Here is a 26,388-nt window from a genome sequence, read left to right on the forward strand (position 1 = left end):
CAAGGATGATACTATCGGGAAACTGTAGTAGATAAGGAATGATAATGACAGAAAGTAAAGTCACTAAGTCACTTCATCACTCTGTCATAAGGAGTATGGGAGGGCGTTATTTAAATTACATTTTTCAAGTTCTTTCACTTGTAATATATTCACGTCTCTTCCCTCCTGAAATATTTGGAATTGTAGCATCGATTCAGGTTTTCTATGTTTTCTTTCAATTGTTGTCAGAAGCTGGAATTGGACCAGCACTTATTAATGAAAATAATCTTTCAATCGAACAGAGAGATGGGATTTTTTCATTCACAATTTTACTAGGATGTGTTCTCTCCATTGTTTTTTATTCGGCTACCCCTTTATTAGTCTCATTTTATAATGATAGTGAAATTTCTCTGGCAGTACCTTATGTTGCGTTTAGTATTTTATTTTTCTGTGCATCCATTTTACCATTGGCAAGTATGCAAAAGGATAGGCAATTTATAAGAATTGGTGTTTGCGATGTGCTTAGTGAAATGGTTACGTTAATTTTGGTTTTGATTTTTTTCGCGTACTCAATATTTTCACCATTGATTTGTTTGTCTATTAAAGGTCTGCTTACTGCTTCATTTAGATTTTTATCATATTACATATCATCTAAGGATACTTTCTTCGGAAGAGCGAAGGTTGGAAAGGAAATTCATCAAATAAAAATCATATATCACTTTGCTATCTACCAATTTTTATTTAATTTTGTGAACTACTTCTCAAGAAACTTGGATAATATACTTGTTGGTAGATATTTAGGTATGTCATCACTTGGTATTTATGACCGAAGTTATCAACTGATGCGTTATCCATTAATGTTATTAACATTCGCGATGACACCTGCTATACAACCAGTTATACAAGGGAGTAAAGATTTATCTGTGATAGAAAGTGTCCATAGGGCTTTTTCTAGGCAACTAGCCATAATTGGCTCCTTTTTAGGTCTAGGTATATTTATCTGCTCTAAGGAAATAGTAGATATAATATTAGGTGACTCATGGTCAGATGTTGCAAGCATAATAAAAATATTAGCTCTTTCAATACCTGTGCAAGTCGTATTATCTACAAGTGGAAGTTTTTTTCAAGGAATGGGGAAAGCTAAAGTACTATTCAAAACGGGACTGTATTCCATGGGGATAATGGTCACGATGATCTTTATCGGTATAGTACAAAAAAACCTTGTGTCATTATCAATGTTAATTGTACTTGCATTTTATATTAATTTTTATATCAATTATTATATTATGTATAAAGAATGTTTTTCAAAGAGTTCAATAAAATATTTGACAATACATACTGTAATATTTTTGCTTTTTCTATCTATATGCATACTCTCTTATATTACGGGTTTTGAAAGTAAAGTATATATCAATAATTACGTATCAATACTGATCAAAGGAGTGCTTATTACAGCATTGTTCAGTCCTCTGTTGATTAATGTAGTCAAGGGTAAAATGATTAGCGATGATAGAAAAGAATAAATAGGCTTTATTTTAGTAGTGGTTAAGACATGTAATATCGAAAGCTAATTATGCTTCTTTGAGGTAGAATTATAGTTATAGAATAAAAGGTATTTTATAGTGTTATATTTTATTTGTTATTTAAATTGTACTGCTATCTTACCTGTTTTATTGCTTCGCTATTTTTGAATTATTATAGCAGCTAACCGATAGGCTTATCAATTAAGTGAATAAAATGATGTCGACTGTAAATCATACGAGACAAGCTAATGCATCAGTGATTTCACTTTTGCAAAGGATTTCTGATTTATCAATAATATATTTTAGTATACTAGCGTTGTGTTACATAAATAATGAAAGTTTTAGTATCCATAGTAATATCATTGCGTTATTAGCAATTGTTATATTCCAGTTAATCGGTGGTGTCTCTGACTTTTATCGCTCTTGGCGAGGAATGTCTTTATTTAAAGAGTTGCTAGGGTTTGTCAAGAACTGGTCTTTAAGTGCCATTATTACTGTAATTATAATGTTATTTACAGGGGGGCTTGAATACTTTAATATCGATGATTCATCTTTCCTTCTTTGGTATTTTTTAGTTCTGATATTTGGTTGCCTTGCTCGCTATCTTATAAGACTTACCATCAATTCTCTTCGTTCCATGGGATACAATACGAGAAATGTCGTTATAGTTGGGAGAACTTTACCTGGCGTTCATTTGGCTAAATCACTTACTTCGGCTCCTTGGCTCGGACTTTTGCTAAAAGGTTTTTATAGTAGCTCAGAGAGTACTATAACAAGTCAGGATAATGTGGTATATGATGCAGATGTCACATTTCTTGGTTCAATTGACCAAATGATCATGGATGCCAAGAGTGGGGATATTGACAAAATTTATATTGCATTACCAATGAAAAATGAAAAAGAAATAAAAAAAATAATGCATGAACTTGCAGATACAACTTGCTCAGTAATGTTAGTACCAGATTTATTTTCATTGGAGATATTAAAGCATCGTAGTGAAGAAGTAAATGGCATCCCTGTTCTTTCATTGTGCGATACACCCCTTACAGGGTTAAATCGTATAATTAAACGATTAGAAGATATCGTATTATCAGTAATCATTTTAATTTTTATTTCTCCTGTGCTATTTTCTATAGGATGTGCCGTTAAGTTTACTTCGAGTGGACCTATTTTATTCAAACAAAAGCGCTACGGTATGGATGGAAAGTCTATACAAGTCTGGAAGTTTAGAAGTATGACTGTCATGGAGGATGGTGCTAAAGTTACGCAAGCGACAAAGAATGATTCTAGGTTTACAGTGATAGGTGGTTTTTTAAGGAAAACATCATTGGATGAATTACCTCAATTCTTTAATACACTTATTGGTGATATGTCAATAGTTGGCCCTAGGCCACATGCCATTGCTCATAACGAAGAGTATCGAAAAATCATCCAAGGCTATATGTTACGCCACAAAGTTAAGCCAGGGATTACTGGTTGGGCACAAATAAATGGTTGGCGTGGTGAGACAGATACAAACGAAAAAATGGAAAAAAGAATCCAGTATGATCTTGAATATATAAGGAATTGGAGTTTGTGGTTAGATTTAAAGATAATTTTCTTGACTGTTTTTAAAGGATTTATAAATAAATCAGCTTATTAGATTGCTAGCTATATCGAAATAAATGCACTTCGTTTTATTCTTAGTGTTTAAAGGATAACGATCCGTGCGGATAATCTATACATGACGCTTGAATTTAATGATGTTCAAGATAAATCCACTGTTAATAGAAATATAGAGTTTATATGAGCGATAAAATTACTGTCACATCTCCTTTATTACCTCCTCTGGAAGAGTTTATTCCTTACTTGGAGAAGATTTGGGAGAAAAAATGGCTAACAAATAATGGCACATATCACCAAGAGTTAGAAAAAAAGTTAGCCGAATATTTAGATACGGAATATATAAGCTTATTTTCAAATGGTACATTAGCATTAATAACTGCTCTACAGGCTCTCAGAATTAGCGGAGAAGTAATAACCACGCCGTACAGTTTTGTAGCTACAACTCATTCCCTTTGGTGGAATGGAATAAAGCCAGTTTTTGTTGATATCGATCCAGTTACGTTTAACTTGGATCCGGAAAAGATCGAGGCTGCAATTACACCGAAGACTACAGCTATTATGCCGGTACATGTCTATGGAAATCCATGTGATAATAAAAAAATCATGGACATTGCCGAGAAATATAATTTAAAAGTCATTTATGATGCAGCGCATGCATTTGGAGTTAAATCGGATGGTGAGTCTGTTTTAAACTGGGGAGACTTATCTATTTTAAGCTTTCATGCTACCAAAACATATTCTACGATTGAAGGTGGTGCAATTATTTGCAAAGATAGGAAAATGAAACAGCACATTGATGATTTAAAAAATTTTGGTTTTAGAGATGAAGTTACTGTGGTTGCTCCTGGCATAAATGCCAAAATGAATGAAGTTCAGGCTGCTTTTGGATTGTTGTCCCTAAACTATGTTGATCAAGCAATAAGTCAACGCAAAGTTGCCTTCGAGGAGTATTTGACCTTATTAGGTGATTTTGATGGTATAAAGTTACCAATTTTATCTGACAATGTGGTCTATAATTATTCTTATTATCCTATTATTGTCGACTCAGCTCTATATGGAAGAAGTAGAGATGATCTTTATAATCATTTAAAAGATAATGATGTACTAGGTCGTAGATATTTTTATCCTTTGATTTCTGATTTTTCAACCTATAGAGGGTTACCATCATCAGATCCATCAAATCTACCAAACGCAAGACAAATTTCCGATAATGTTATTTGTCTACCTCTTCATGCCAGTTTGTCTAGCAATGATATTGCTAAAGTTGCTAACTTAATAATTAATTATCGTAAAAAATAAAGCTGGAGACAATTGTGGGATGGTTATCTTTAAATGACTTAAAAAAAGTCGGGTTCAAATCTTTTGGTAATAATGTATTAATATCGGATAAGGCATCATTCCACAATACTAGTAACATTACTATCGGTAGTAATGTTAGAATTGATGATTTCTGCGTGATATCTGCTGGAAGTGATGGTGTAATAATTGGGGATTTTGTACATATTGCTGTTTATAGTTCCATTATTGGAAAAGGAGCTATTACAATTAAGGATTACTGCAATATATCATCAAGAGTAAGTATATACTCAAGTTCTGATGATTATTCAGGTGAGTTTATGACAAACCCAATGATTCCAGCAGATTTGACAAATGTTCATCATCAAGAAGTTACATTAGAGAAACATTGTATTGTTGGATCTGGTTCTGTTATTTTACCAGGAGCTAAATTAGATGTTGGTGTAGCTATCGGAGCATTAAGTCTCATAAAAGGAACTTGCAATCAATTCACCATTTATGCAGGGGTTCCTGCGAAGATAATCGGTCTTAGGAAGATGAATATCCTTGAATTAGAGAAAAAAATAAATGATCGTTCTTAATTTTGTAGTGAGGCTTTAACTATAATATGATTTTACATTTGGCTGCAGATGAGAAATTCATAGATGATGCGATCTCCCAATTTGATGCTGTCAATGAGGGGGTTAATGAGTATTGGGTAATATCAAAGAAAGAAACTCCTGAATTTGTCAAAAGTAAACGGGTAAAAGTATTTTCTTTCCAAAAATTTCTAATAATGTGCATTCTTGGTAAACTCAATAATTTTGACGCAATCATATTTCATTCTCTTACTCAGCCAGCCAAAATAGCTTGTCTATTTAGTTCTGCTAGAGTAAAGAAAGCTTGGATAGGTTTTGGTTTTGATTATTATAGCATTATAGAAAATGACGAACTTTGTGTCTTGAAACCTGAGACTAGAAAAATTGCAATTGATATCTATGGAAACGCTAAACCTAACTCACTTGTAAGTTCTATTATAAAAAAAATAATTTCAATACTCTTTAATCCAAAAAGTATTGATTATTTTTCCCCTGTTTTATTTAGTGAGTTTAGCTTGGTCTCAGAAAAGTTCAATTGCGAAATGAATTATGTTGATTGGAACTATTGTGGCTTCGTTAATACTCTTCATTTGCTAGGTGATCTTAAGGTTAATTATGATAGTAAAAAGGTTCTTTTAGGGAATAGTTGTACACCAACGAATAATCATATTGATGCTTTTAAGGACGTATTTAATTTTGGGTTGGGGTATAAAATAGTGGTTCCACTGAGTTATGGTGACACTAATCTCTATAAAGATAAAATTGTTAGATTGTTTTACGAATCTTTTAAATCTGAAGATTTACAGTTATTAACTGACTTTATTTCATTCGATGAATATGTAAATTTGCTGCAGGATTGTCCTTTTGTTGTAATGAATCATCTTAGACAACAAGGGTTGGGTAACATTATCATATCTCTGTTTGTAGGTGCATACGTTTTTTTAGATAAGGCTAATCCTTTATATGCATTTTTATCGGAAAGTGGTTTTGATATTTACAGTATTGATGATATAAAAACTGTTCATTCACTACCAAAACCCGATGTTACGAAAAATAGAAGTATAATTCTTTCAATTTGGGGCGCTGAGGCTCAATTTTCTAAAACTGAAAGGTTTATTAATATAATGACATCTAATGATTCCGATGTTGTAATAAATTAAGTTATATGCATTTTTAAAGAATAGCGTTGTAAGTTCATAAAGTATCATAGTCATTAATGACTCTGTTGTTAATGTTTAATAGACAATGTTATTACGTAGGAAATTATATTGGTTTGTCATTAGTAGTTAATAACTGTGTGGACAATCTATAGCTCACATTGTGTAGCTACTCTGAGGGGAATATGAAAATTCTTATTACCGGTGGTGCTGGTTTTATTGGTTCTGCCTTAGCGCGATATATTATTAACGAAACTAAAGATCAAATCTTGATCATAGATAGCCTTACTTATGCAGGTAATCTCGAGTCTTTAGCCTCGATAGCACAAAGTGACTGTTACAGGTTTGAACATTTAGATATTTGTAATCGAGCCAAGTTAGACCATATTTTTGCCGAATTCCAACCTGAGGCGGTAATGCACCTGGCTGCTGAGAGTCACGTTGATCGCTCTATTGATGGTCCTGATGCTTTTATAGAAACCAATATTTTGGGAACTTATACGCTTCTTGAAACTGCCCGCAAGTATTGGCAAACTTTGGGGGAGCAGGCAAAGAAAACCTTCCGCTTCCACCATATTTCGACCGATGAAGTGTATGGCGATCTGCACGGTACCGATGACTTATTCACTGAAACCACACCTTATGCACCAAGCAGTCCTTATTCTGCTTCTAAAGCTTCAAGCGATCACCTAGTCAGAGCTTGGCTACGCACTTACGGGTTGCCAACGATCGTAACGAACTGCTCCAATAACTATGGCCCTTATCACTTCCCAGAAAAACTGATCCCGCTAACCATCCTTAATGCGCTTGAAGGTAAAGCATTGCCAATTTATGGCAATGGTGCTCAAGTGCGTGACTGGCTGTATGTAGAGGATCACGCACGGGCTCTGTACAAAGTTGTCTGTGACGGTGAAGTAGGTGAAACGTACAACATTGGTGGCCATAACGAGCGCAAAAATATTGAAGTTGTGCAAACGATCTGTCGTATTTTGGATGTTATGGTGCCGAATAAACCCCGTAACCTAGTTATGTATGAAGAATTGATCACCTTTGTTACCGATCGTCCCGGACATGATATGCGTTATGCAATTGATGCTTCGAAAATAGAACGAGAACTCGGCTGGAGCCCTCAGGAGACTTTCGAAAGTGGAATTCGAAAAACTGTTGAATGGTATTTAGCAAATGAAGAATGGTGGCGTCGTGTTAAGGATAACTCCTACAAAAGTGAACGCTTAGCGCTAACCCGTTAATTTAATCTAGGAAAGTGAATATGAAAGGAATTGTTTTAGCTGGTGGGTCTGGAACTCGTCTGTATCCCATCACTCGCGGTGTATCCAAGCAATTACTCCCTATTTATGATAAACCAATGATCTACTATCCGCTCTCTGTACTGATGCTGGCAGGGATCAGAGATATTCTAATCATATCAACGCCTGATGATATACCCTCTTTCAAACGCTTACTTGGTGATGGCAGTCGCTTCGGAATAAAACTCAGCTACGAGATTCAGCCTAGTCCAGATGGGCTTGCACAGGCTTTCCTCATTGGTGAAGAGTTTATAAATAGAGAACGATGTGCATTGGTTCTTGGGGATAATATTTTCTTTGGTCAAAGTTTCAGCACGAAGCTTGAAAGCGTTGCTAAACGAGAAGTTGGTGCTACGGTATTTGGTTATCAGGTGATGGATCCTGAACGGTTTGGTGTTGTCGAGTTTGACGGAAAGTTTAGTGCTCTTTCACTTGAAGAAAAGCCTACTGCTCCCAAGTCGAACTGGGCTGTTACAGGATTATATTTCTACGATGCAGCTGTGGTGGAAATGGCCAAAAATGTTAAACCATCTCACCGTGGCGAACTAGAGATTACTACTCTGAATCAAATGTATCTTGAAGCAGGCCAGTTGAATGTTGAATTACTTGGTCGCGGTTTCGCTTGGTTAGATACTGGTACTCATGATAGCCTTATTGAAGCGTCACAGTTTATTCATACAATTGAGAAACGCCAAGGTTTTAAAGTTGCTTGTTTGGAAGAAATTGCATTTCGTAAAGGCTGGCTTTCTCGTGAGCAAGTTGAGGAAGAAGCTAAGTTGTTAGGAAAAACGCTTTATGGAAAATATTTATCGCATGTTATTGGTGAGCGCTCGGACATAAATAAAAGTTAAGTGTAAATATAATTTCAAGTCTGGTTTAATGCACTTTTTAAAACAAGGTTATTAATGTCGTAATGTGATGCTTCAATTCTCCTTTATTAATAAAGTTACGATAATCCAGACTGTATTTTTTTTGCTAATATCTTTTTCTTTTCGGCTATAATTTATTTTAAAAATTCAATTTTTTTGTCATTATAGTGTTCTTCTCTTATTTAATGATTTTATGCCAGTCGTTATTTGTATATGAGTGGCATTACATTCTCATAACCTCCGATCATTAGATGAGGAATGTTAGCCAACTTTAAGTTTTGATGACATTTTTTTGTGTTCAACAATATATTCATTTTTTGCTAATCGAGTTAAATTATGTCTTCAAATGTAACGGCTTTTAGGCATGACATCAATGGACTCAGAGCTTGGGCTGTCATTGCTGTTGTTTTGTTCCATTTTGGCATCCCTTGCTTCGGCGGTGGGTTTGTCGGTGTAGACGTATTCTTTGTCATCTCTGGCTTCCTTATGACAAAAATCATCGTCAATGGCCTTGAAGCAGACAAGTTTTCAATATGGAAGTTTTACCTTGCGCGAGCCAGAAGGATCATACCAGCACTCGTTGCCTTGTGTCTGTGCCTATTGGCCTTGGGTTGGTTTTGGCTCCCCACGGCAGATTATAAAACGCTCTCTATCCATGCACTATCAGCTATTTTCTTCATTTCAAATATCAAGTTTTGGAGGGAGGCTGGATACTTCGACGCTGCATCCCATGAAAAGTGGCTACTTCATACCTGGTCTTTATCCGTTGAATGGCAGTTCTATTTGATATTACCGATTGCTTTCATGGTAATGTGGCATTTCTGGAAAACAAATGGGATTAAGTTTGTTATTTTTGCTGGCTGTATTCTTTCCTTTGCATTGTCAAGCTATCTGGCCTTTAAAACGCCTGCAGCTGCATTTTTCTTATTGCCTACCCGTGCATGGGAAATGCTGGCCGGCGGTGCGGTCTGGTGGGGTACTCGTAATGCCACAATTTCAGCGCCAAAAGCAAAACAGATCGAACTTCTTGGCTTTATTTTAATAAGCGCGTCAATTGTGCTTTTTAACCCTTCACTTGCGTGGCCGGGCCTGAATGCAGCAGTTCCTGTTATAGGGGCGATGCTCGTCCTGGGAGCTGGCCGCCAAAACTCAATATTTACATCCAATTTCATTGCCGAACGACTAGGTGTATCGTCCTATTCGATATATCTTTGGCATTGGCCGGTAGTGGTTTTGTTGACATATACTGAAACTGCACACCAGTGGCAGTGGATAGTTATCGGGATCATCGTCAGCCTCGTGCTTGGCGAACTATCCCTGCACCTGATTGAAAACCCAGCACGCAGAAGGCTATCAAAACAAACACCATGGGGGAACGTATTAACAATAGCTCTATGCATGGTGATCATCAGCGCAGCATCACTCGCCATCTATAAAGTTAATTTTGTAAGCCGCGTCCCCGCGAAGATTGATCTTATCGCAAACGAAAGCTACAACATCAAACCTAGCCGGGATAAGTGTTTCTCGACATCAGGTACAACCTCCAATGCTTGTGTATACGGGGGAAGTGATATCAAGGCGATTGTTGTTGGTGATAGCCACGCTGACGCCATGACAACTGCGGTACAAGCTGCACTTCCATCAAAGAGTTATGGTGTATTAGACCTGACTTATGCTAATTGCCCAACTATTTATAGTGCAAAGGTTATTCCAGGAGAAGCTCCTGATAACCAGCATTGCTTTGAGTACAATCAGTGGGAAAAAAAGAAGTTGGCCACTATGGATAAATCCATTCCTGTGGTCATCATAAACAGAACTTCAGCATATGCATTTGGACAACATAACATTCTAGAAAAGATGAATAGACCAATTGTCTACTTCTCGTCTGTTTTCCGTACACCAACTCCTGAATTTTTGAGTGAATTTGAAAAGGGACTTATTGATACTGTGTGTGAAATTGCTTCAACTCGCCCGGTGTTTATGGTTCGTCCTATTCCGGAGATGATGTTTGATGTTCCAAAAACGTTGTCTAGAGCGATGATGTTTGGCAAGGAAACACCACATATTTATTTAACCGAAACAGATTACATGAAGCGTCATTCCTTTGTCTGGGAGGCTCAGGACAAGGCAGCAAAAAAATGTGGCGTAAAGATACTTAATCCATTACCGCTGTTGTGCAAAAATGGAATATGTGGAAGCATGCATGATGGTAGACCTATTTATTACGATGATGATCATTTAGGTGAGTATGGTAATAAGATTTTGGTCCCTATGTTTCAGAAAATTTTCTGAAAACTTAAAGGGGCATTATTTCTACTGGGGTTGTTTGTTTTAGGAATTGTTTGTTATATTGTTTTTGGTTAGTAAATCTTAAACTATAATTTCATGTTTTGATGTCAATAATGTGGTTTTTTACTCTATGATGTGTATGAGTAACAGAGTTGCTTCATGTATGATTGGCGGTTACCATTCATAAACGATGATAGTTTAGCTGCTTGATCTTTTCAGAAAGGTAAAATCTGTTGTTACATCAAAATAAGAGCTCTGTTAGACTGATCCCTTTTTAAATATGTTTAATATGGCTGAATATGGTTCCTGGGCAGAGGATTTGCTAAACTTGCTAGTCGCTAAACTTTTAATGAGTAGAATAGAAGGCTACAGGTTTCTGATTCTATGCGCGCCCAGCGCGCACAAAAGGGGTAACAATGGCAATTCTAGTCACCGGCGGAGCTGGCTACATCGGTTCCCACACCGTTCTGGCCCTTCTGGAACGTGGAGAAGAGGTTGTCGTCCTAGACAACCTATCGAACTCATCCGAAGAGTCACTGCACCGTGTGGAGCAGCTAACGGGCAAAGCAGCCATCTTCTACCAAGGCGATATTCAAGATCCGGAGTGTCTGAACCGTATCTTCGACGGCCACCGTATCTCGGCGGTGATCCACTTTGCTGGCCTCAAAGCGGTAGGGGAGTCAACCCGCAAACCGTTAGAGTATTATCAAAACAACGTCTCTGGCACCCTGGTGCTCCTGGATGAGATGCGTCGTGCCGGAGTTCATCAGTTTATCTTCAGTTCCTCAGCCACTGTGTATGGTGCTAATTCCCCAGTCCCTTATGTAGAAACCACACCTATTGGCGGTACGACTAGCCCGTATGGCACATCCAAACTGATGGTTGAGCAAATCCTGCAGGACTTTGCTAAGGCAGAGCCGCAGTTCTCGATTATCGCTTTACGTTACTTCAACCCAGTCGGTGCCCATGAGTCTGGCCTGATCGGCGAAGATCCTAATGGCATCCCTAATAACCTGTTGCCATACATCTCGCAGGTTGCTATTGGCAAGCTGGAGAAGCTGGGTGTTTTCGGCGGTGATTATCCAACGGAAGACGGTACCGGTGTGCGTGACTACATTCACGTGATGGATCTGGCTGAAGGCCACCTGATGGCCATGGATCATCTGAAGAAGGTCGAAGGGTTCAAAGCTTATAATTTGGGAGCTGGTGTTGGGTTCTCCGTGCTGGAGATGGTGCATGCTTTCGAGAAAGCCTCCGGTGTTGCTATCCCTTATCAGATCTTGCCGCGCCGCGATGGTGATTTGCCAGCCTTCTGGGCCGACGCCAACCTGGCTCGCCAAGAACTGGGCTGGGAGGTGAGTCGTGGTATCGATGAGATGATGCGTGATACCTGGAACTGGCAGAAGAACAACCCACAGGGATACGCTAGTAAAAACTAAGAAAATTCTTTAATATAACGCATTCTTAAAAGCCCATTTATGGGCTTTTTTTTCGCCCTTGCAATGATAAGGCGGCTATCAATTTGCAGGCTTTGTTACAGAATTTGGGAATTTCTTCCCTCTTAATTAATTGATATAAAATAAATTTTCTGATAGAGCAGGCGTGTAGCTCAATAAACCAACAAACGTATTCAGATTAAACTGAAAGAGCGGACAATGTACAGGTGTTTTGCCCGCTTAGGTGGTAGCATACTCAACAAAAATCTCGTCCAATGGGCACAAGTACGCGTTTAAGTAATGATCGTGTGCCTTGTTGTATGCTTAACTTAGCGTAAGGATTGGACAAAACGTAAAATTTATACTTTATTTTCAGTCTATTGGTAGCTGTTGAGCCAAGGGCGGTAGCGTGCTTTTTTGATCTGGCAGTGAGTAAGATGGTTTTTTGACCTCGCCTCTACGGCCAACCATTATACTTTATGATGTAACAAAGTATGACGGTTTGTGTGAAAATCGGAATAATGACATACTGACTGCCAAGAGGATTAAGACTGAGTGATGACCTAAGAAAGCGAGTTAAAGACTGCGATTGGCGTATTTTTATTAAGTGATTGTATTACTTGAAGCTTTTTAGCTTAACGTAATAAAGGATAAATAATGTTACTACCCGTAATTATGGCAGGCGGCACTGGCAGTCGTTTATGGCCAATGTCCCGTGAACTCCATCCCAAGCAATTCCTGCGTTTGCATAGCATCCATTCAATGCTGCAAGAAACGTTAAAGCGGCTTGATGGTGTCGGCGTCAGTGAGCCTGTTGTAATCTGTAACGAAGATCATCGCTTTATGGTTGCTGAACAACTTCGGCAGATCGACATGTTATCGCATAACATCATTTTGGAACCGGTAGGGCGCAATACGGCTCCAGCGATCGCTCTGGCCGCATTGAATGCTATTGCCCAGGGCAATGACCCTATCATGTTGGTGCTGGCGGCCGACCACATTATCAATGATGTCGAAGCATTCCATCGTGCCATTGACCTGGCACTACCACATGCAGCTGCAAAGAGTCTGGTCACTTTTGGTATCGTCCCCACCGGGCCTGAAACGGGTTACGGGTATATTCAACGTGGGGAATGTAAGAATGGTTCGGTGGCTGCGCCTGTTCAACGGTTTGTAGAAAAGCCTGACAGCGAGACGGCACAAAGCTATATCGAGACCGGTGAATACTACTGGAATAGCGGCATGTTCATGTTTCGTGCCAAGCGCTATCTGGAAGAGCTGGAGAAATTCCGCCCAGATATCCTTGCGGCTTGCCGCGATGCGCTTGCTAACACTGAATGCGATAAAAACTTTATCAATGTTGATCGCGATGCGTTTTCTGCCTGCCCGGATGACTCGGTTGACTATGCGGTAATGGAGAAGACTCACGATGCGGTGGTCATTCCCCTGGATGCTGGTTGGAGTGACGTCGGATCTTGGTCGGCGTTGTGGGAAGTAAGTAAGAAAGACTCGGCGGGTAATGCTCTGACCGGGGATACTTTCCTCTATGACTCCCGTGACTGCTACATCAACACTGACGAGAAGCTGGTCGCTGCTGTAGGTGTAGAAAACCTGGTGATTGTTAACACCAAAGATGCCGTTCTGGTAGTAGATAGATCTAAGGTTCAAGATGTTAAAAAGATTGTTGAACATCTGAAGAAGAATAAGCGTAGTGAATACCGTCGGCATCGTGAGGTGTATCGTCCATGGGGCCGTTGCGACATTTTGGTCGCCGAGAAACGTTTTAACGTCAATCGTATTACTGTGAATCCGGGTGAGGCGTTCTCTTTGCAAATGCATCACCATCGCGCTGAGCATTGGGTCGTGCTTTCCGGCACCGCGAGAGTGACTACTGGCGATAAGACGTTCTTGATTACCGAGAATCAGTCAACATTTATCCCGGTTGCGGTTATCCATCGTTTAGAAAACCCAGGCAACATTCCGTTAGAATTGATTGAGATTCAGTCAGGTTCTTATCTTGGGGACGATGACGTTATCCGCATAAAAGATCACTACGGGCGTTGCTAATTTTTGAGGTTTTAATGAACAGTTTAACATGCTTTAAGGCTTATGATATTCGCGGTCAACTTGGTGAAGAGTTAAACGAAGATATTGCTTACCGCATCGGGCGAGCCTATGGCGAATATTTAAAGCCAAAGCGCATTATCGTGGGTGGCGATGTGCGTTTGACTAGTGAAGCATTAAAATTGGCTTTGGCTAACGGCCTGCGTGATGCCGGAGCCGATGTTTATGACATTGGGTTAAGTGGAACAGAAGAAGTTTACTTTGCCACATTCCATCTCAATATGGATGGTGGAATCGAGGTTACAGCAAGCCATAACCCTATGAACTATAACGGTATGAAGCTGGTGCGTGAGAATGCACAACCGATCAGTGGCGACACAGGCCTGTTTGCGATTAAGGAATTGGCCGAAGTGAATAACTTCGCTCCGGTTGATGAAAGCAAACGTGGTAGCTATCAGCAGATTTCCATTCTGAATGATTATGTAGATCATCTGTTAGGGTACATTGATACCAAGACGCTAAGCCCAATGAAGTTGGTGATCAACTCAGGGAATGGTGCTGCCGGCCATGTGATCGATGAGATTGAACGGCGTTTCAAGCAAGATAATGTGCCCGTTTCCTTTGTTAAGGTCCATAACCAGCCGGACGGCCAATTCCCAAATGGCATTCCCAACCCCTTGTTGCCAGAGTGTCGTGCTGATACCGCAAAAGCGGTATTAGAGCACCAGGCTGATATGGGGATCGCGTTTGATGGCGATTTCGATCGCTGTTTCCTATTTGATGAAAACGCAACCTTCATTGAAGGCTACTATATCGTTGGTTTATTGGCGGAAGCATTCCTGCAAACCACCCCAGGCGCGAAAATTATTCATGACCCTCGTCTATCCTGGAATACCATTGATATTGTCAGCCAGGCTGGTGGTACAGCGGTAATGTCTAAGACCGGTCATGCGTTTATCAAAGAGCGTATGCGTAAAGACGATGCCGTTTATGGCGGGGAAATGAGTGCTCATCACTACTTCCGTGATTTTGCCTACTGTGATAGTGGGATGATCCCATGGTTGTTGGTAGCAAGTTTGCTTTCGGCTAAAGGAAAGGCGTTGAGCCAGTTGGTTGGGGAGCGTATTGCCCAGTACCCGTGTAGCGGGGAGATCAATTATAAAGTCAGCAGCGCTGAAAGCCTGCTAAAAGAAATAGAAATTATTTATGGGCATAATGCAGTCGTTGACAAAACTGATGGTCTTTCAATTGAGTTCCATAATTGGCGTTTTAACGTTCGCTGCTCTAATACCGAAGCCTTACTAAGGCTTAATGTTGAAGCCAAGAGTGATAGAAATATAGTTTCAAAGAAAGTTAAAGAGATTGAAGCTATCATCAAAGGGACTAGCAATGTTTAATATGATAAAAGGACTATGGCAATACCGTAGCTTTATCTTGGGTAGTATTAAACGTGAATTTCAAACTAAATATAGAAATTCATTGTTAGGGGCAGTATGGAATGTCCTGAATCCTTTGGCTATGATTGTTATTTACACGGTTATTTTCTCTCAAATAATGCGGGCCAAATTACCTGGCGTAGATCATACATTTGCTTATAGTATCTATCTCTGTGCTGGGATTTTAAGCTGGGGTTTATTTGCTGAAATAATTTCTCGATCACAGGTTATGTTCGTTGATAATGGCAATCTGCTTAAGAAGATTAACTTTCCGCGGATATGCATTCCTACAATCATCGTTGGAAGTTCGCTGCTAAACTTTTTTATTGTATCTTTCATCTTTTGTGTTTTTTTAATAATTAGCGGTTATTTCCCTGGTTGGGTAATACTCTCACTAATACCCGTTATTGCCGTTTTGATTCTTTTTGCTATTGGGCTCGGTTTGACGATTGGTGTCCTCAACGTCTTCTTTAGTGATGTTGGGCAGTTTTTTGGCATCTTTTTGCAGTTTTGGTTCTGGCTTACTCCGATCGTTTACTCGGTAACTATTTTACCGGAAAACTTCCGCGGTTTTATTGAATACAATCCGCTGGCGGGGGTCGTCATGGCTTGCCAAACGGTCTTGGTTAAAGGTGAGTTGCCTGATTGGTATGGGATTTTGCCCGCAGCAATCATTGGTGTGTTGCTTTGCATTTTTGGGATGCGCCTATTCCAAAAGCGTGCGGCAGAAATGGTGGATGAACTTTAATGAGTACTATCAGTGTAAGTAATATTGGGAAGGCATTTAAACAATATCCTAATCGCTGGGCGCGTCTTATAGAGTGGTTCTGCCCTGGTAATGTCGTAAAGCATCAGATGAAATGGGTACTGCAGGATATCAATTTCACCGTAAATCCTGGTGAAGCCGTAGGTATTATTGGTATAAATGGCGCGGGTAAAAGTACTTTACTCAAGATGATCACCGGTACCAGTCAGCCAACCAAAGGGCATATCCATATTTCAGGTCGCGTTGCCGCATTATTAGAGTTGGGCATGGGATTTCATCCGGATTTCACCGGTCGCCAAAACGTTTATATGGCGGGTCAATTGCTGGGGTTACATGGGGATGAGATTTCCAGGCTGATGCCGGAGATTGAAGCATTTGCAGAAATTGGTGAATATCTTGATAGCCCAGTAAGAGTTTATTCAAGCGGCATGCAGATGCGTTTGGCATTTAGCGTGGCGACAGCCATCAGACCGGACGTTCTGATTGTTGATGAAGCGCTTTCCGTTGGCGATGATTATTTTCAACATAAAAGTTTTGAAAGAATACGTGAATTTCGTCGGCAAGGAACAACGTTGTTAATCGTTTCTCATGATAAACAAGCCATACAAAGTATCTGTGACCGAGCAATCCTTCTCAATGCGGGACGTATTGAGATGGAAGGTGAACCTGAAGCCGTTATGGATTATTATAATGCATTGTTGGCCGCCAAACAGAATCAAAAAGTTGAGCAAAAAATTACCGCTGAAGGTAAGGTTCAAACCATTTCTGGAACTGGGGAGGCTGAAGTTTCCGAGATATCGTTACTGGACAGTGATAATCGAAAGGTTGAATTTGTTAACGTCGGCCAAGCTGTGACTTTGCATATCGAAGTGAAAGTCAATAAAGATATCCCTCGATTGGTTTTAGGATATGGTATTAAAGATCGTTTAGGTCAAGTGTTGTATGGCACAAATACTGATTTGAAAAAGAGCGTTATTGAGAATGTTAAGACTGGTACTACGTTGGTTTATGACTTCAGCTTTGACGCAAACCTTGGCCCTGGCAGCTACTCCGTACAAACCGCGTTGGTAAGTACTGATACTCATTTAGTCAATAACTATGAGTGGCGTGATTTGGCATTGCTTTTTAATGTTGTGAATATTGATAAGGCTAATTTTGTCGGGCTAACGTGGTTAGATCCAAAAATAGGGATTCATCAAAAATGAGTTTTATTTCTTATGCGCAGAATTTAGAGGATGTGGTGCTTTGGAAAGCACTGAAGAATGTGAAGAATGGTTTTTATATTGATGTAGGAGCAAATGATCCTATTATCGATTCCGTGACTCGCTCCTTTTATAATCTAGGCTGGCGTGGGATCAATGTTGAACCTATCCTTGGTCATTTCAATGAGCTTGTCGCCGATCGACCTGAAGATATAAACCTTAATTGTGCGTTAAATGAATGCTCTGGTCAGTTGGAAATTTGGGAGTGCGATATTCGTGGCTGGGCGACTCTTGATAAAGAAGTTGCGAAAGCGCATGAAGCAGAAGGGCATAATGGCCAATGGCACCAGGTTACGGTAAGAACTTTAGCCGATGTTTGTGAGGAATATCAGCCTGAAAATATTCACTTTTTGAAGGTTGATGTTGAAGGTTTAGAAATTTCGGTTTTAAAAGGGAATGATTGGGATAAGTTTCGGCCATGGGTCGTGGTGGTGGAATCGACTTTCCCAAATACTCAAATTGAAACGCACTCTGAAGTTGAAGAGTTGCTTATTGGAAATAACTATCTCTTTGCGTATGCTGATGGACTTAATCGCTTTTATGTCGCGCTTGAGCACCAAGATCTTGTCGCGTCACTTAAATATCCACCTAGTGTTTTTGATGACTACCAAACGTACAATGAGTATACGGCATTGAAAAACGCTGAAGTACTTAGCCAAAAGCTGGATAATTATAAACAAGAATATAATGACGCTTTGGCTAAAATCCTCACGATGCTGAATGATAAAAATGACAAGCTTGATGGTTTGGCCGTAGGGTTAGGGGAAGTTTCCAACCGTTTAAATCACGCAGAAAAATATCAGGATCTGGTTCATAAAACATCATCATTAACCGCAGAAAATGAGAGAGTACATACTGCTTATAGCGCGCTCTCTCAGGCATATGATGGCGCTAATGAACGCATTTATGCTCTAAAGCAAGAGATTGAACAGCTCCGTAAACACTTCGATCAAATTTACTGTAGTACTTCATGGCGCATAAGTTCTCCGGTTCGTTTGTTGGGAAGACTGAAAAATAGAAACGCTCCGTCCTCTCAAACACCAAGCGTAGGGCTGCTGAAACGAGGGTTGAGAAAGTTATCCCGGATAGCCAATCAAAACCCAAGGTTAAGGATGCTGGTAGTTCGTACCTCTAAAAAATTAGGGTTGTACACCGCGCTACGCAATCTTTACCTCAGAATTTTGCTGGGAAGTACCCCAAACACTGCGTTTTCTGCAAAGGATGTTTTAGCGGCGCAAAGTAATACGTTCTCATCGTTTAAGTCTTCTGACTCTCTCAGTATTGATGAATTGCACCGAAGAATTAAAAAAGAACTTGAAGTCAATAAGGACGAAGGGTGAAATCAGTGAAATATCATAATCAATACACTGAGTTGAAAGACTTTAAAGGGTTGCGCGTTGCGGTTTTAGCGACAGAATCGGCAAAAGGTGAAGTAGGAGGGGCTGAACGCTTCTATCAAGGGCTACTTGGCGGTCTACTCGAGATTGGCTGTGTCGCTGAAATTATTCCGGTTATAGCAGACGAATCTTCCTTTGAGCAGATAGGCAATAACTATCAGTATTGCCGTGATCTTGATTTGACGCGTTTTGATGCCGTTATTTCGACCAAGACGCCGACCTTTGCTGTCAATCACCCTAACCATGTGATGTATTTAGTGCATACGGTTCGCGTATTTGACGACATGTTCAGTGAGTCATTCCCGGGTAATGATCCTGTTCGGATGGCTGAGCGAGCGATTTTGCATCAATGGGATTTTGAGGCGATTTCGAAGGCTAAAGCTAAATTTACCATTGGTCACGAGGTTTCTAATCGTCTATATCGTTGGCGTGGTATTCATTCAGAGGTCATTCACCCTCCGTTAGGTGTCAATGGTTTCAGACAAGGACAAACCGGCAACTACTTTTTCCTTCCAGGGCGGCTTCACCCTTGGAAGCGGGTTGATTTGGCTATTAAGGCTGTAAAAGCTTCGAAGTTGCCTATGCGCCTGGTTATTTCAGGGATTGGTGAAGCGGAAAGTGATCTTAAGTCGTTGGCTGCTGGTGATAACAGAATTGAGTTCGTTGGCAGGCTAAGCGATGAAGAGTTGTTAGCTTACTATGCTGATTCGCTAGCCGTTGCTTTTGTGCCAAAGAAAGAAGATTACGGCTATGTCACACTGGAAGGATTCGCCAGTGGTAAGCCGGTAATCACTTGCTCTGACTCTGGTGAACCGACTTATTTCGTCAAGCATAAAGAAACCGGGCTAATTTGTGAGCCCACCGCTGAGAGCCTGCGTGATGGATTTGAATGGTTATTCAATAACACATCACAAGCGGCCGCAATGGGGCAGCAGGGATACGATGTAATTCAAGGCATGTCTTGGGCTACCGTTGGTAAACAGCTAATTTCTGCGGCAATGGCTCCTGATGTAGCCCTGAAGCAAGAAGCTGCGAACGTACTCATCACGGATATGCAGCCTATTGATCCGCCTATTGGGGGAGGGCGTTTGCGTCTGCTCGGTCTCTACCATAATTTGGGAACGGATATTAAGGCCACCTATGTTGGTTCATATGACTGGCCAGGCGAAAAGTATCGTAAGCACCAACTCAGCCCGGGTCTGGAAGAAATTAATGTCCCCCTGAGTGATGAGCACCACCTGGCTGCGCAACAATGGGCGACCCAAGCGGGGGGCAAAACGGTAATTGATGTCGTTTTCAGTCAACAAGGGCATTTGTCGCCGAATTATTTAAATGAAGTCATTGAGAATATTAAACGGGCAGATGTAGTCGTATTCTCTCATCCGTGGGTCTATCCATTAATTGATCCCAACTTGTTGCAAGGAAAAGTGGTGGTCTATGACTCTCAAAATGTTGAGGGTTATCTACGGGCACAACTCTTTGATGAGAGTAATGAGGCTGAGTTAGCCGCTATACGACAGGTTATTAGTGATGAATATCAACTTGGGCTACGTGCTGATGTGATACTGGCATGCTCTCAAGAGGATTTGTTGCGATTTAACCGGGTTTATGAATTCTCGCCAGAAAAAATGCGGGTTGTCCCCAATGGGGTCATGGCGTTTAAAAATGATGTCCCCGGTGAGGCTGAAAGAGTCAAAGCCAAAAAAGCACTTGGTTTTACCAGTGATGATAAAATTGCCATTTTTATCGGCAGTGCTTACGGTCCAAATGTCGAGGCTGCCCACTTTATTATGGGGTCGCTTGCTGCAGTTGTTCCTGATGTCACCTTTGTTATCGCCGGTGGGGTCGGAGCGGCAGTTGAAAAAGTGAGTCACGGTAATGTGCGTGTGACTGGCATGTTGAGTGAAGAAGATAAGGCGTTATGGCTATCTGCGGCAGATATGGCTGTGAACCCGATGTTTTCTGGCTCCGGCACCAATATCAAGATGTTTGACTTTATGTCAATGGCAATGCCGACAGTAACCACCCAAATTGGTGCACGTGGCATTGATACTGGTGGACTCAATGCCATGTTGGTCGTTGAACCAACAGATCAGGCGTTCGCTACGGCCATTCGTTCTCTCTTTGATGCTGAAACCAGTAAGGCTATCGGTGCTGCGGCACGTGTTTGCGTTGAAAACAGTTACGCCTGGGAGCGCATCTCTGATGTCGTAGGCAAAATGTTTTCCTCTAGGGCTCAGTTAGCAAACCAGCCACAACCGCATTTCTCTGTGGTGATCCCGAGCTATGAAAGACCCGATCAGCTCCATGAATTAGTCGGTTATCTGCAAAAGCAGATAGAACGTGATTTTGAAGTCATTATTATCGATCAAAGTGAGAAACCGTGGTCAGAGCGCGAACGTGATTTTGGTTTCCCACTATGCTATTACCACTCACCAGTCAAAGGTGCGGTACGAGCGAGGAATACAGGGGCCATGTTGGCCCAAGGGAAGGTCATTGCCTTCACCGATGATGACTGTCGCCCTGGCCCCAATTGGTTAGCCAATGCACGGAAGTATTTTGAGTTAGAAGGTGTTGTAGGAATCGAAGGCATGATCACCTCAGATCATTTGGGTGATGATAATTGGCGTCCAGTAACCAATGTTGGTTTTGAAAATATTGGCTTCATGACGGCAAATCTGCTGGTAAGAAGTTCCGTATTCAATTATTTGGGAGGGTTTGATTTGCAATTTGACCACCCACATTTTCGTGAGGATACGGACTTTGGCTGGAGAATGCAGCAGTTAGGTGCAGTGCCTTATGCAAGGGATGTTGATGTATTTCATCCAGCTCAATTACGTTCAAAAGAGCGGGAGTCAGCGGTAATCCGAGCTCGTTTCTTCCAGAAGGATGTTCTGCTTTACCGCAAACACCCGGATAAGTACCATGAGCTTTTTTTACAAGAGAGACATTACGCTATTACTTCAGGCTTTAAAGAAAATCTGCTGCTAGGTTTTGATAGAGAAAATGAACCTGTGCCTCAGTGGATGGCAGCATTGTTGGATGCGTAATCATGTGTTTTGATCAAAATAGGAACTTTTCTGTGCAAAAGACCGCAGTAATTACAGGTATCACTGGCCAAGACGGCGCATATCTTGCTGAGCTTCTCCTTGAAAAAGGGTATGTGGTTTATGGAACCTATCGCCGTACCAGCTCAGTAAACTTCTGGCGCATAGAAGAACTGGGGATTGATAAGCACCCGAATCTGCATCTGGTTGAGTATGATCTGACCGATCTGTCTGCCAGCATTCGTTTGTTGCAGCAAACAGGTGCAATGGAGGTTTATAACCTGGCGGCACAGAGCTTTGTGGGGGTGTCTTTCGAACAGCCTATTACCACAGCGGAAATAACCGGTATTGGCCCGGTTAATCTGCTGGAAGCGATCCGCATTGTTAACACTAAAATCCGTTTCTATCAGGCATCAACCTCTGAAATGTTCGGTTTAGTACAGGCAGTTCCACAGAAGGAAGATACGCCATTCTACCCGCGTAGCCCGTATGGTGTTGCCAAACTGTATGCCCACTGGATGACCATCAACTATCGTGAAAGTTACGGTATTTTTGCGTCAAGCGGCATTCTGTTTAACCATGAGTCGCCGCTGCGTGGCCGTGAGTTTGTTACCCGTAAAATTACTGACTCCGTTGCCAAAATTAAACTGGGCAAACTGGACGTGTTGGAACTGGGTAACATGGATGCTAAACGCGACTGGGGCTTTGCTAAAGAATATGTCGAAGGCATGTGGCGTATGCTGCAGGCTGAGCAGCCGGATACCTTCGTGCTGGCAACCAACCGTACAGAAACCGTTCGTGACTTCGTTGCCATGGCATTTAAAGCCGCCGGTTATACCCTGCGCTTTGAAGGTAAAGATGAGCAAGAAGTAGGGATTGACGTCGCTAGCGGCAAAACGCTGGTTCGCGTTAACCCGAAATTCTTCCGTCCGGCAGAAGTGGAACTGTTGATCGGTAATCCAGCTCGCGCCAAGGAAATTTTGGGTTGGGAGCCTAAGACCACTCTGGAGCAGCTGTGCCAGATGATGGTGGAGCAGGATCTTGTACGTAATCAGAAAGGGTCTTCCTTCTGATGTTCGGCGCCGGCAAACGTGCCTTGGTTACGGGCATCAATGGGTTTACCGGCCGTTATGTGGCAGCGGAATTATCCGCTGCCGGATATCGGGTTTATGGGCTGGGTTCATTACCTTCGGCTCAGGCGGACTATTTTCAGGTAGACTTGCAAGACGAAGCCGCGTTAGCGGAAGCTATCGGCCAGGTTAAGCCAGATGTCGTTGTTCATCTTGCTGCCATTGCGTTTGTGGGCCATGGTGACGCGAATGCTTTCTATAGCGTAAACCTGCAGGGCACTCGGAATTTACTCCAGACACTCTCAGACAGTGGCCATCCATTGGATGCCGTGTTAATTGCCAGCAGTGCCAATGTTTATGGTAACAGCACTGAGGGTAAACTCGGTGAGGAAACCCCCGCCAACCCAGCGAATGATTATGCGGTGAGTAAGCTAGCCATGGAGTTTATGGCCAGATTGTGGGTGGATAAACTGCCGATATTCATTACGCGGCCCTTTAATTATACCGGTGTTGGCCAGGCAGATAATTTCTTGTTGCCGAAAATCGTCAAACACTACAAGAGTAAGGCTGCCGTTATCGAGCTCGGTAATATCGACGTTTGGCGTGACTTTACCGATGTCCGCGCCTTGAGCAAGGCCTATGTGGCACTGTTACGGGTCAAGCCTATCGGCGAAACGATCAATGTCTGCTCCGGGCGAACTTATTCTTTACGTGATGCGGTTGATTTGTGTGAGAAAATCACATCGCACCACCTGGATATCCGCGTAAACCCGGCTTTTGTCCGCCCTAACGAAGTCAAGATACTGTGTGGCGATGCGACAAGACTGCGCAGTCTTGTCGGTGATTGGGATACTCCTCCGTTGGAGGAAACGTTGCGCTGGATGCTGGAAAACTGACGATGAAAGTCATATTTGGTACTGACCCGATTAAATATCCGTTAACTGGGATTGGCCGATATGCTTATGAGTTAGCTAACTGTTTAACTAAAAGCTCAGAGATATCTGAGCTTTTATTTCTTCAGGGGCGTAGGCTAAGTAAGCAAATACCGCAAGCCAGGGAAAGCAGTTCTTCAAGCCAGGGTTTGCGTCATATGGTGCAAAAAAGTAGAGTTGCCTCTGAGCTATACCGTTTGACGGCTCCCTGGTTAAAAACGTTAGCGTTAAAGAAACACCCTGATGCCATCTACCACGGCCCAAATTTCTATTTACCTCCCAAAGTTGGGCCTAGCGTAGCCACCTTTCACGATCTCTCTGTCTTTACATGGCCACAATGTCATCCTCAAGAGCGCGTCCGTTTCATGCAGAAAGAGCTACTGCTGACGATGAAACGTGCCGATATATTGATCACTGACTCAGATTTTACACAGCAAGAGGTGATGGATTATTTTAACTTGCCTGCTAATAAAGTGTATGCGGCAAGGCTGGCTAGCAGTGGGGAATTTTACCCGCGCGATCCCGAGTCTATTACTGCCGTAGTATCCCAGTATGGCTTGCAGGCAGGGCGATATTGTTTATTTACCGGGTCGATTGAGCCGCGCAAGAATATTGAAACCTTGCTATCCGCCTACGAACGGTTGCCACTTAGCTTAAGAAAGGTTTATCCATTAGCTATCAGCGGTTTTAAAGGCTGGCGTAGTGAGGCTCTGCACGTGCGTTTTGAACAGGCTGAACGCGAAGGGTGGTTATGTTATCTGGGCTACACCAAGTCATCAGATTTACCTTACCTATTCGCTGGCGCCAGGAGCTTCCTGTTCCCATCGTTATATGAAGGGTTTGGGTTGCCGGTGCTGGAAGCCATGGCATCGGGTGTGCCGGTGGTGTGTTCCAACAGTTCTTCGTTACCCGAAGTGGTTGGAGAGTGCGCGTTGACCTGCGCCGCTTTGGATGTCGAAACCTTGACGCAGTTAATTCATCAGAGCATTGAAGATGAGACTTGGCGTGAATCTGCCATCACCGGTGGGTTAAGTCGGGCAAAAACCTTCTCTTGGCAGCGTTGTGCCGCAGAGACTATTCACGCATATCAGCAGGTTTAATAGCTTTCATGTTAAAAGTTCTGCATTTTTATAAAACATATTATCCTGATTCCTTTGGCGGCATTGAACAGGTTATCTACCAGTTAAGCGAAGCTGGCATGTGTCATGATATCGAATCGACAACGCTGTCGCTAAGCACGCGTGGTGATATAGATAATGAACGCGTCGGCTCGCACTCGGCCTATTACGCAGCAACCAATTTTGAAGTGGCCTCAACACCATTTTCTATCAGTGCAGTAAAAAAGTTTAAACAGCTGGCTGCACAGGCAGATATTATTCATTATCATTTTCCATATCCATTTATGGATATGGTGCATTTTATCGCGGGTGTCAAAAAACCGACGATTGTTAGCTATCACTCGGATATAGTGAAGCAAAAATTGGCGTTAAAATTTTATACGCCGTTGATGAAAAAATTTTTAGATTCGGTTGATTGTATTGTCGCGGCTTCGCCAAACTATGTGGAAACGAGCGTGACCTTGCAGAAATACCTGCCAAAAGTCAAAGTGATCCCTTATGGTTTGGATAAGCACTCTTATCCCATGGCGGATGAACAGCACCTCGACCACTGGCGACAAAAGGTGGGCGATCGCTTCTTCCTGTTTGTTGGCGCTTTCCGCTACTACAAGGGGCTCCATATTCTGCTTGAAGCGGTAAAAGGCACCGACTTCCCGTTGGTGATCGTTGGAGCTGGTCCGATCGAGCAAGAGTTGAAACAGCAGGCCGCAGATTTAGGTTTAAAGAATATTCACTTCCTTGGCGCGTTGCCGGATGAAGATAAAGCCGCCTTATTGCAACTGTGCTACAGCGTGGTTTTCCCGTCCCATTTGCGCTCAGAGGCGTTTGGTATCACTTTGCTCGAAGGGGCGATGTTTGGTAAGCCGCTCATCTCCAGTGAGATCGGCACAGGTACTACCTACATCAATCTGGATAAGGAAACAGGCATCGTCGTACCTCCGTCAGATGCTGATGCATTGCGCCAAGCGATGGTGCAACTGTGGAACGATCCGCAGTTGGCAGCCCGTTATGGAGAGAATGCTGCCAAACGTTTCCAAGAACTGTTCACGTCTGCACGTATGGCGGAAAGCTACATTGAGCTATACCAGCAGTTGATCGAGAAGCGCCTGTAAAAACCGCATTGTCTATCCGTGATATGCAATTATGTGACCTATCGCACCAATCACTACCCAGCGAACACAATCCTGAGTTAACATGTTGGCCACATCAAAAACCTGTTGGCCAAGAGCCGTGATACAGGTGTCATCCTCAGACAGG

The 26,388-nt window shown here is 41.9% G+C and carries 19 protein-coding genes; all 19 read left to right on the forward strand.

From position 1 onward, the window contains the following. The first annotated feature begins 44 nt into the window (after positions 1-44). A complete protein-coding gene (locus ACMV5I_RS16065) occupies positions 45-1,502 on the forward strand; it encodes an oligosaccharide flippase family protein (RefSeq protein WP_414824804.1) in 1,458 nt (485 codons plus the stop codon). Positions 1,503-1,719: 217 nt separating this feature from the next. Beyond that, a complete protein-coding gene (locus ACMV5I_RS16070) occupies positions 1,720-3,144 on the forward strand; it encodes an undecaprenyl-phosphate glucose phosphotransferase (RefSeq protein ID WP_414824829.1) in 1,425 nt (474 codons plus the stop codon). Positions 3,145-3,287: 143 nt separating this feature from the next. Continuing rightward, positions 3,288-4,406: a DegT/DnrJ/EryC1/StrS family aminotransferase gene (locus tag ACMV5I_RS16075; protein ID WP_414824805.1), complete on the forward strand. Its 1,119-nt coding sequence runs from the start codon at positions 3,288-3,290 to the stop codon at positions 4,404-4,406. Positions 4,407-4,420: 14 nt separating this feature from the next. Further along, a complete protein-coding gene (locus ACMV5I_RS16080) occupies positions 4,421-4,984 on the forward strand; it encodes an acyltransferase (protein WP_414824806.1) in 564 nt (187 codons plus the stop codon). Between the two features lie 26 nt (positions 4,985-5,010). Beyond that, positions 5,011-6,141 (forward strand): TDP-N-acetylfucosamine:lipid II N-acetylfucosaminyltransferase, encoded by a 1,131-nt coding sequence (locus ACMV5I_RS16085; protein WP_414824807.1) that lies wholly within the window; start codon positions 5,011-5,013, stop codon positions 6,139-6,141. 182 nt (positions 6,142-6,323) lie between these two features. Beyond that, the gene (gene rfbB, locus ACMV5I_RS16090; RefSeq protein WP_414824808.1) at positions 6,324-7,388 is read left to right on the forward strand and encodes a dTDP-glucose 4,6-dehydratase; all 1,065 of its coding nucleotides are present in this window, start codon (positions 6,324-6,326) and stop codon (positions 7,386-7,388) included. Positions 7,389-7,408: 20 nt separating this feature from the next. After that, complete coding sequence (gene rfbA / locus ACMV5I_RS16095; RefSeq protein ID WP_414824809.1) at positions 7,409-8,296, forward strand: glucose-1-phosphate thymidylyltransferase RfbA; 888 nt, start codon at positions 7,409-7,411, stop codon at positions 8,294-8,296. Between the two features lie 354 nt (positions 8,297-8,650). Continuing rightward, entirely contained in the window at positions 8,651-10,606 is a 1,956-nt protein-coding gene (locus ACMV5I_RS16100; protein WP_414824810.1) for an acyltransferase family protein, read from the forward strand. A gap of 413 nt (positions 10,607-11,019) precedes the next feature. Further along, the gene (galE, locus tag ACMV5I_RS16105) at positions 11,020-12,042 is read left to right on the forward strand and encodes a UDP-glucose 4-epimerase GalE (RefSeq protein ID WP_141131784.1); all 1,023 of its coding nucleotides are present in this window, start codon (positions 11,020-11,022) and stop codon (positions 12,040-12,042) included. Positions 12,043-12,696: 654 nt separating this feature from the next. Beyond that, the gene (locus tag ACMV5I_RS16110; protein WP_021179982.1) at positions 12,697-14,106 is read left to right on the forward strand and encodes a mannose-1-phosphate guanylyltransferase/mannose-6-phosphate isomerase; all 1,410 of its coding nucleotides are present in this window, start codon (positions 12,697-12,699) and stop codon (positions 14,104-14,106) included. Positions 14,107-14,120: 14 nt separating this feature from the next. Then, complete coding sequence (cpsG, locus tag ACMV5I_RS16115) at positions 14,121-15,500, forward strand: phosphomannomutase CpsG (RefSeq protein WP_414824811.1); 1,380 nt, start codon at positions 14,121-14,123, stop codon at positions 15,498-15,500. After that, entirely contained in the window at positions 15,493-16,287 is a 795-nt protein-coding gene (locus ACMV5I_RS16120; RefSeq protein WP_223501207.1) for an ABC transporter permease, read from the forward strand. The genes cpsG and ACMV5I_RS16120 overlap by 8 nt, the downstream gene beginning before the upstream one ends. Next, a complete protein-coding gene (locus ACMV5I_RS16125) occupies positions 16,287-17,510 on the forward strand; it encodes an ABC transporter ATP-binding protein (protein ID WP_414824812.1) in 1,224 nt (407 codons plus the stop codon). Before ACMV5I_RS16120 ends, ACMV5I_RS16125 begins: the two co-directional genes overlap by 1 nt. Continuing rightward, positions 17,507-18,907, forward strand: coding sequence for an FkbM family methyltransferase (locus tag ACMV5I_RS16130; RefSeq protein ID WP_414824813.1), 1,401 nt, complete (start codon positions 17,507-17,509; stop codon positions 18,905-18,907). Before ACMV5I_RS16125 ends, ACMV5I_RS16130 begins: the two co-directional genes overlap by 4 nt. Next, positions 18,904-22,014 carry a glycosyltransferase gene (locus ACMV5I_RS16135; RefSeq protein WP_414824814.1) on the forward strand — a complete coding sequence of 1,037 codons (3,111 nt, stop codon included), beginning with the start codon at positions 18,904-18,906 and terminating at the stop codon, positions 22,012-22,014. Before ACMV5I_RS16130 ends, ACMV5I_RS16135 begins: the two co-directional genes overlap by 4 nt. Positions 22,015-22,016: 2 nt before the next feature. Next, positions 22,017-23,084 carry a GDP-mannose 4,6-dehydratase gene (gmd, locus tag ACMV5I_RS16140; RefSeq protein ID WP_414824815.1) on the forward strand — a complete coding sequence of 356 codons (1,068 nt, stop codon included), beginning with the start codon at positions 22,017-22,019 and terminating at the stop codon, positions 23,082-23,084. Beyond that, a complete protein-coding gene (locus tag ACMV5I_RS16145; protein WP_414824816.1) occupies positions 23,084-23,977 on the forward strand; it encodes a GDP-mannose 4,6-dehydratase in 894 nt (297 codons plus the stop codon). Before gmd ends, ACMV5I_RS16145 begins: the two co-directional genes overlap by 1 nt. Positions 23,978-23,979: 2 nt before the next feature. Continuing rightward, a complete protein-coding gene (locus ACMV5I_RS16150; protein WP_414824817.1) occupies positions 23,980-25,113 on the forward strand; it encodes a glycosyltransferase family 4 protein in 1,134 nt (377 codons plus the stop codon). Positions 25,114-25,121: 8 nt separating this feature from the next. Continuing rightward, positions 25,122-26,243, forward strand: a complete 1,122-nt coding sequence (locus ACMV5I_RS16155) for a glycosyltransferase family 4 protein (protein WP_414824818.1) — start codon at positions 25,122-25,124, stop codon at positions 26,241-26,243. Positions 26,244-26,388: the final 145 nt, after the last annotated feature.

Origin of the sequence: Serratia sp. T13T92 (assembly GCF_047530105.1) — a bacterium.
GTDB lineage: Bacteria > Pseudomonadota > Gammaproteobacteria > Enterobacterales > Enterobacteriaceae > Chania > Chania fonticola.

What these genes read in the sequence shown, in the direction of transcription:
- ACMV5I_RS16125 (WP_414824812.1), top strand. Translation starts at nt 16,287, where the DNA reads ATGAGTACTATCAGTGTAAGTAATATTGGGAAGGCATTTAAACAATAT.
- ACMV5I_RS16145 (WP_414824816.1), top strand. Translation starts at nt 23,084, where the DNA reads ATGTTCGGCGCCGGCAAACGTGCCTTGGTTACGGGCATCAATGGGTTT.
- ACMV5I_RS16075 (WP_414824805.1), top strand. Translation starts at nt 3,288, where the DNA reads ATGAGCGATAAAATTACTGTCACATCTCCTTTATTACCTCCTCTGGAA.
- galE (WP_141131784.1), top strand. Translation starts at nt 11,020, where the DNA reads ATGGCAATTCTAGTCACCGGCGGAGCTGGCTACATCGGTTCCCACACC.
- ACMV5I_RS16100 (WP_414824810.1), top strand. Translation starts at nt 8,651, where the DNA reads ATGTCTTCAAATGTAACGGCTTTTAGGCATGACATCAATGGACTCAGA.
- rfbB (WP_414824808.1), top strand. Translation starts at nt 6,324, where the DNA reads ATGAAAATTCTTATTACCGGTGGTGCTGGTTTTATTGGTTCTGCCTTA.
- rfbA (WP_414824809.1), top strand. Translation starts at nt 7,409, where the DNA reads ATGAAAGGAATTGTTTTAGCTGGTGGGTCTGGAACTCGTCTGTATCCC.
- ACMV5I_RS16085 (WP_414824807.1), top strand. Translation starts at nt 5,011, where the DNA reads ATGATTTTACATTTGGCTGCAGATGAGAAATTCATAGATGATGCGATC.
- ACMV5I_RS16070 (WP_414824829.1), top strand. Translation starts at nt 1,720, where the DNA reads ATGTCGACTGTAAATCATACGAGACAAGCTAATGCATCAGTGATTTCA.
- gmd (WP_414824815.1), top strand. Translation starts at nt 22,017, where the DNA reads ATGTGTTTTGATCAAAATAGGAACTTTTCTGTGCAAAAGACCGCAGTA.
- ACMV5I_RS16130 (WP_414824813.1), top strand. Translation starts at nt 17,507, where the DNA reads ATGAGTTTTATTTCTTATGCGCAGAATTTAGAGGATGTGGTGCTTTGG.
- ACMV5I_RS16150 (WP_414824817.1), top strand. Translation starts at nt 23,980, where the DNA reads ATGAAAGTCATATTTGGTACTGACCCGATTAAATATCCGTTAACTGGG.
- ACMV5I_RS16110 (WP_021179982.1), top strand. Translation starts at nt 12,697, where the DNA reads ATGTTACTACCCGTAATTATGGCAGGCGGCACTGGCAGTCGTTTATGG.
- ACMV5I_RS16065 (WP_414824804.1), top strand. Translation starts at nt 45, where the DNA reads ATGACAGAAAGTAAAGTCACTAAGTCACTTCATCACTCTGTCATAAGG.
- ACMV5I_RS16155 (WP_414824818.1), top strand. Translation starts at nt 25,122, where the DNA reads ATGTTAAAAGTTCTGCATTTTTATAAAACATATTATCCTGATTCCTTT.
- cpsG (WP_414824811.1), top strand. Translation starts at nt 14,121, where the DNA reads ATGAACAGTTTAACATGCTTTAAGGCTTATGATATTCGCGGTCAACTT.
- ACMV5I_RS16120 (WP_223501207.1), top strand. Translation starts at nt 15,493, where the DNA reads ATGTTTAATATGATAAAAGGACTATGGCAATACCGTAGCTTTATCTTG.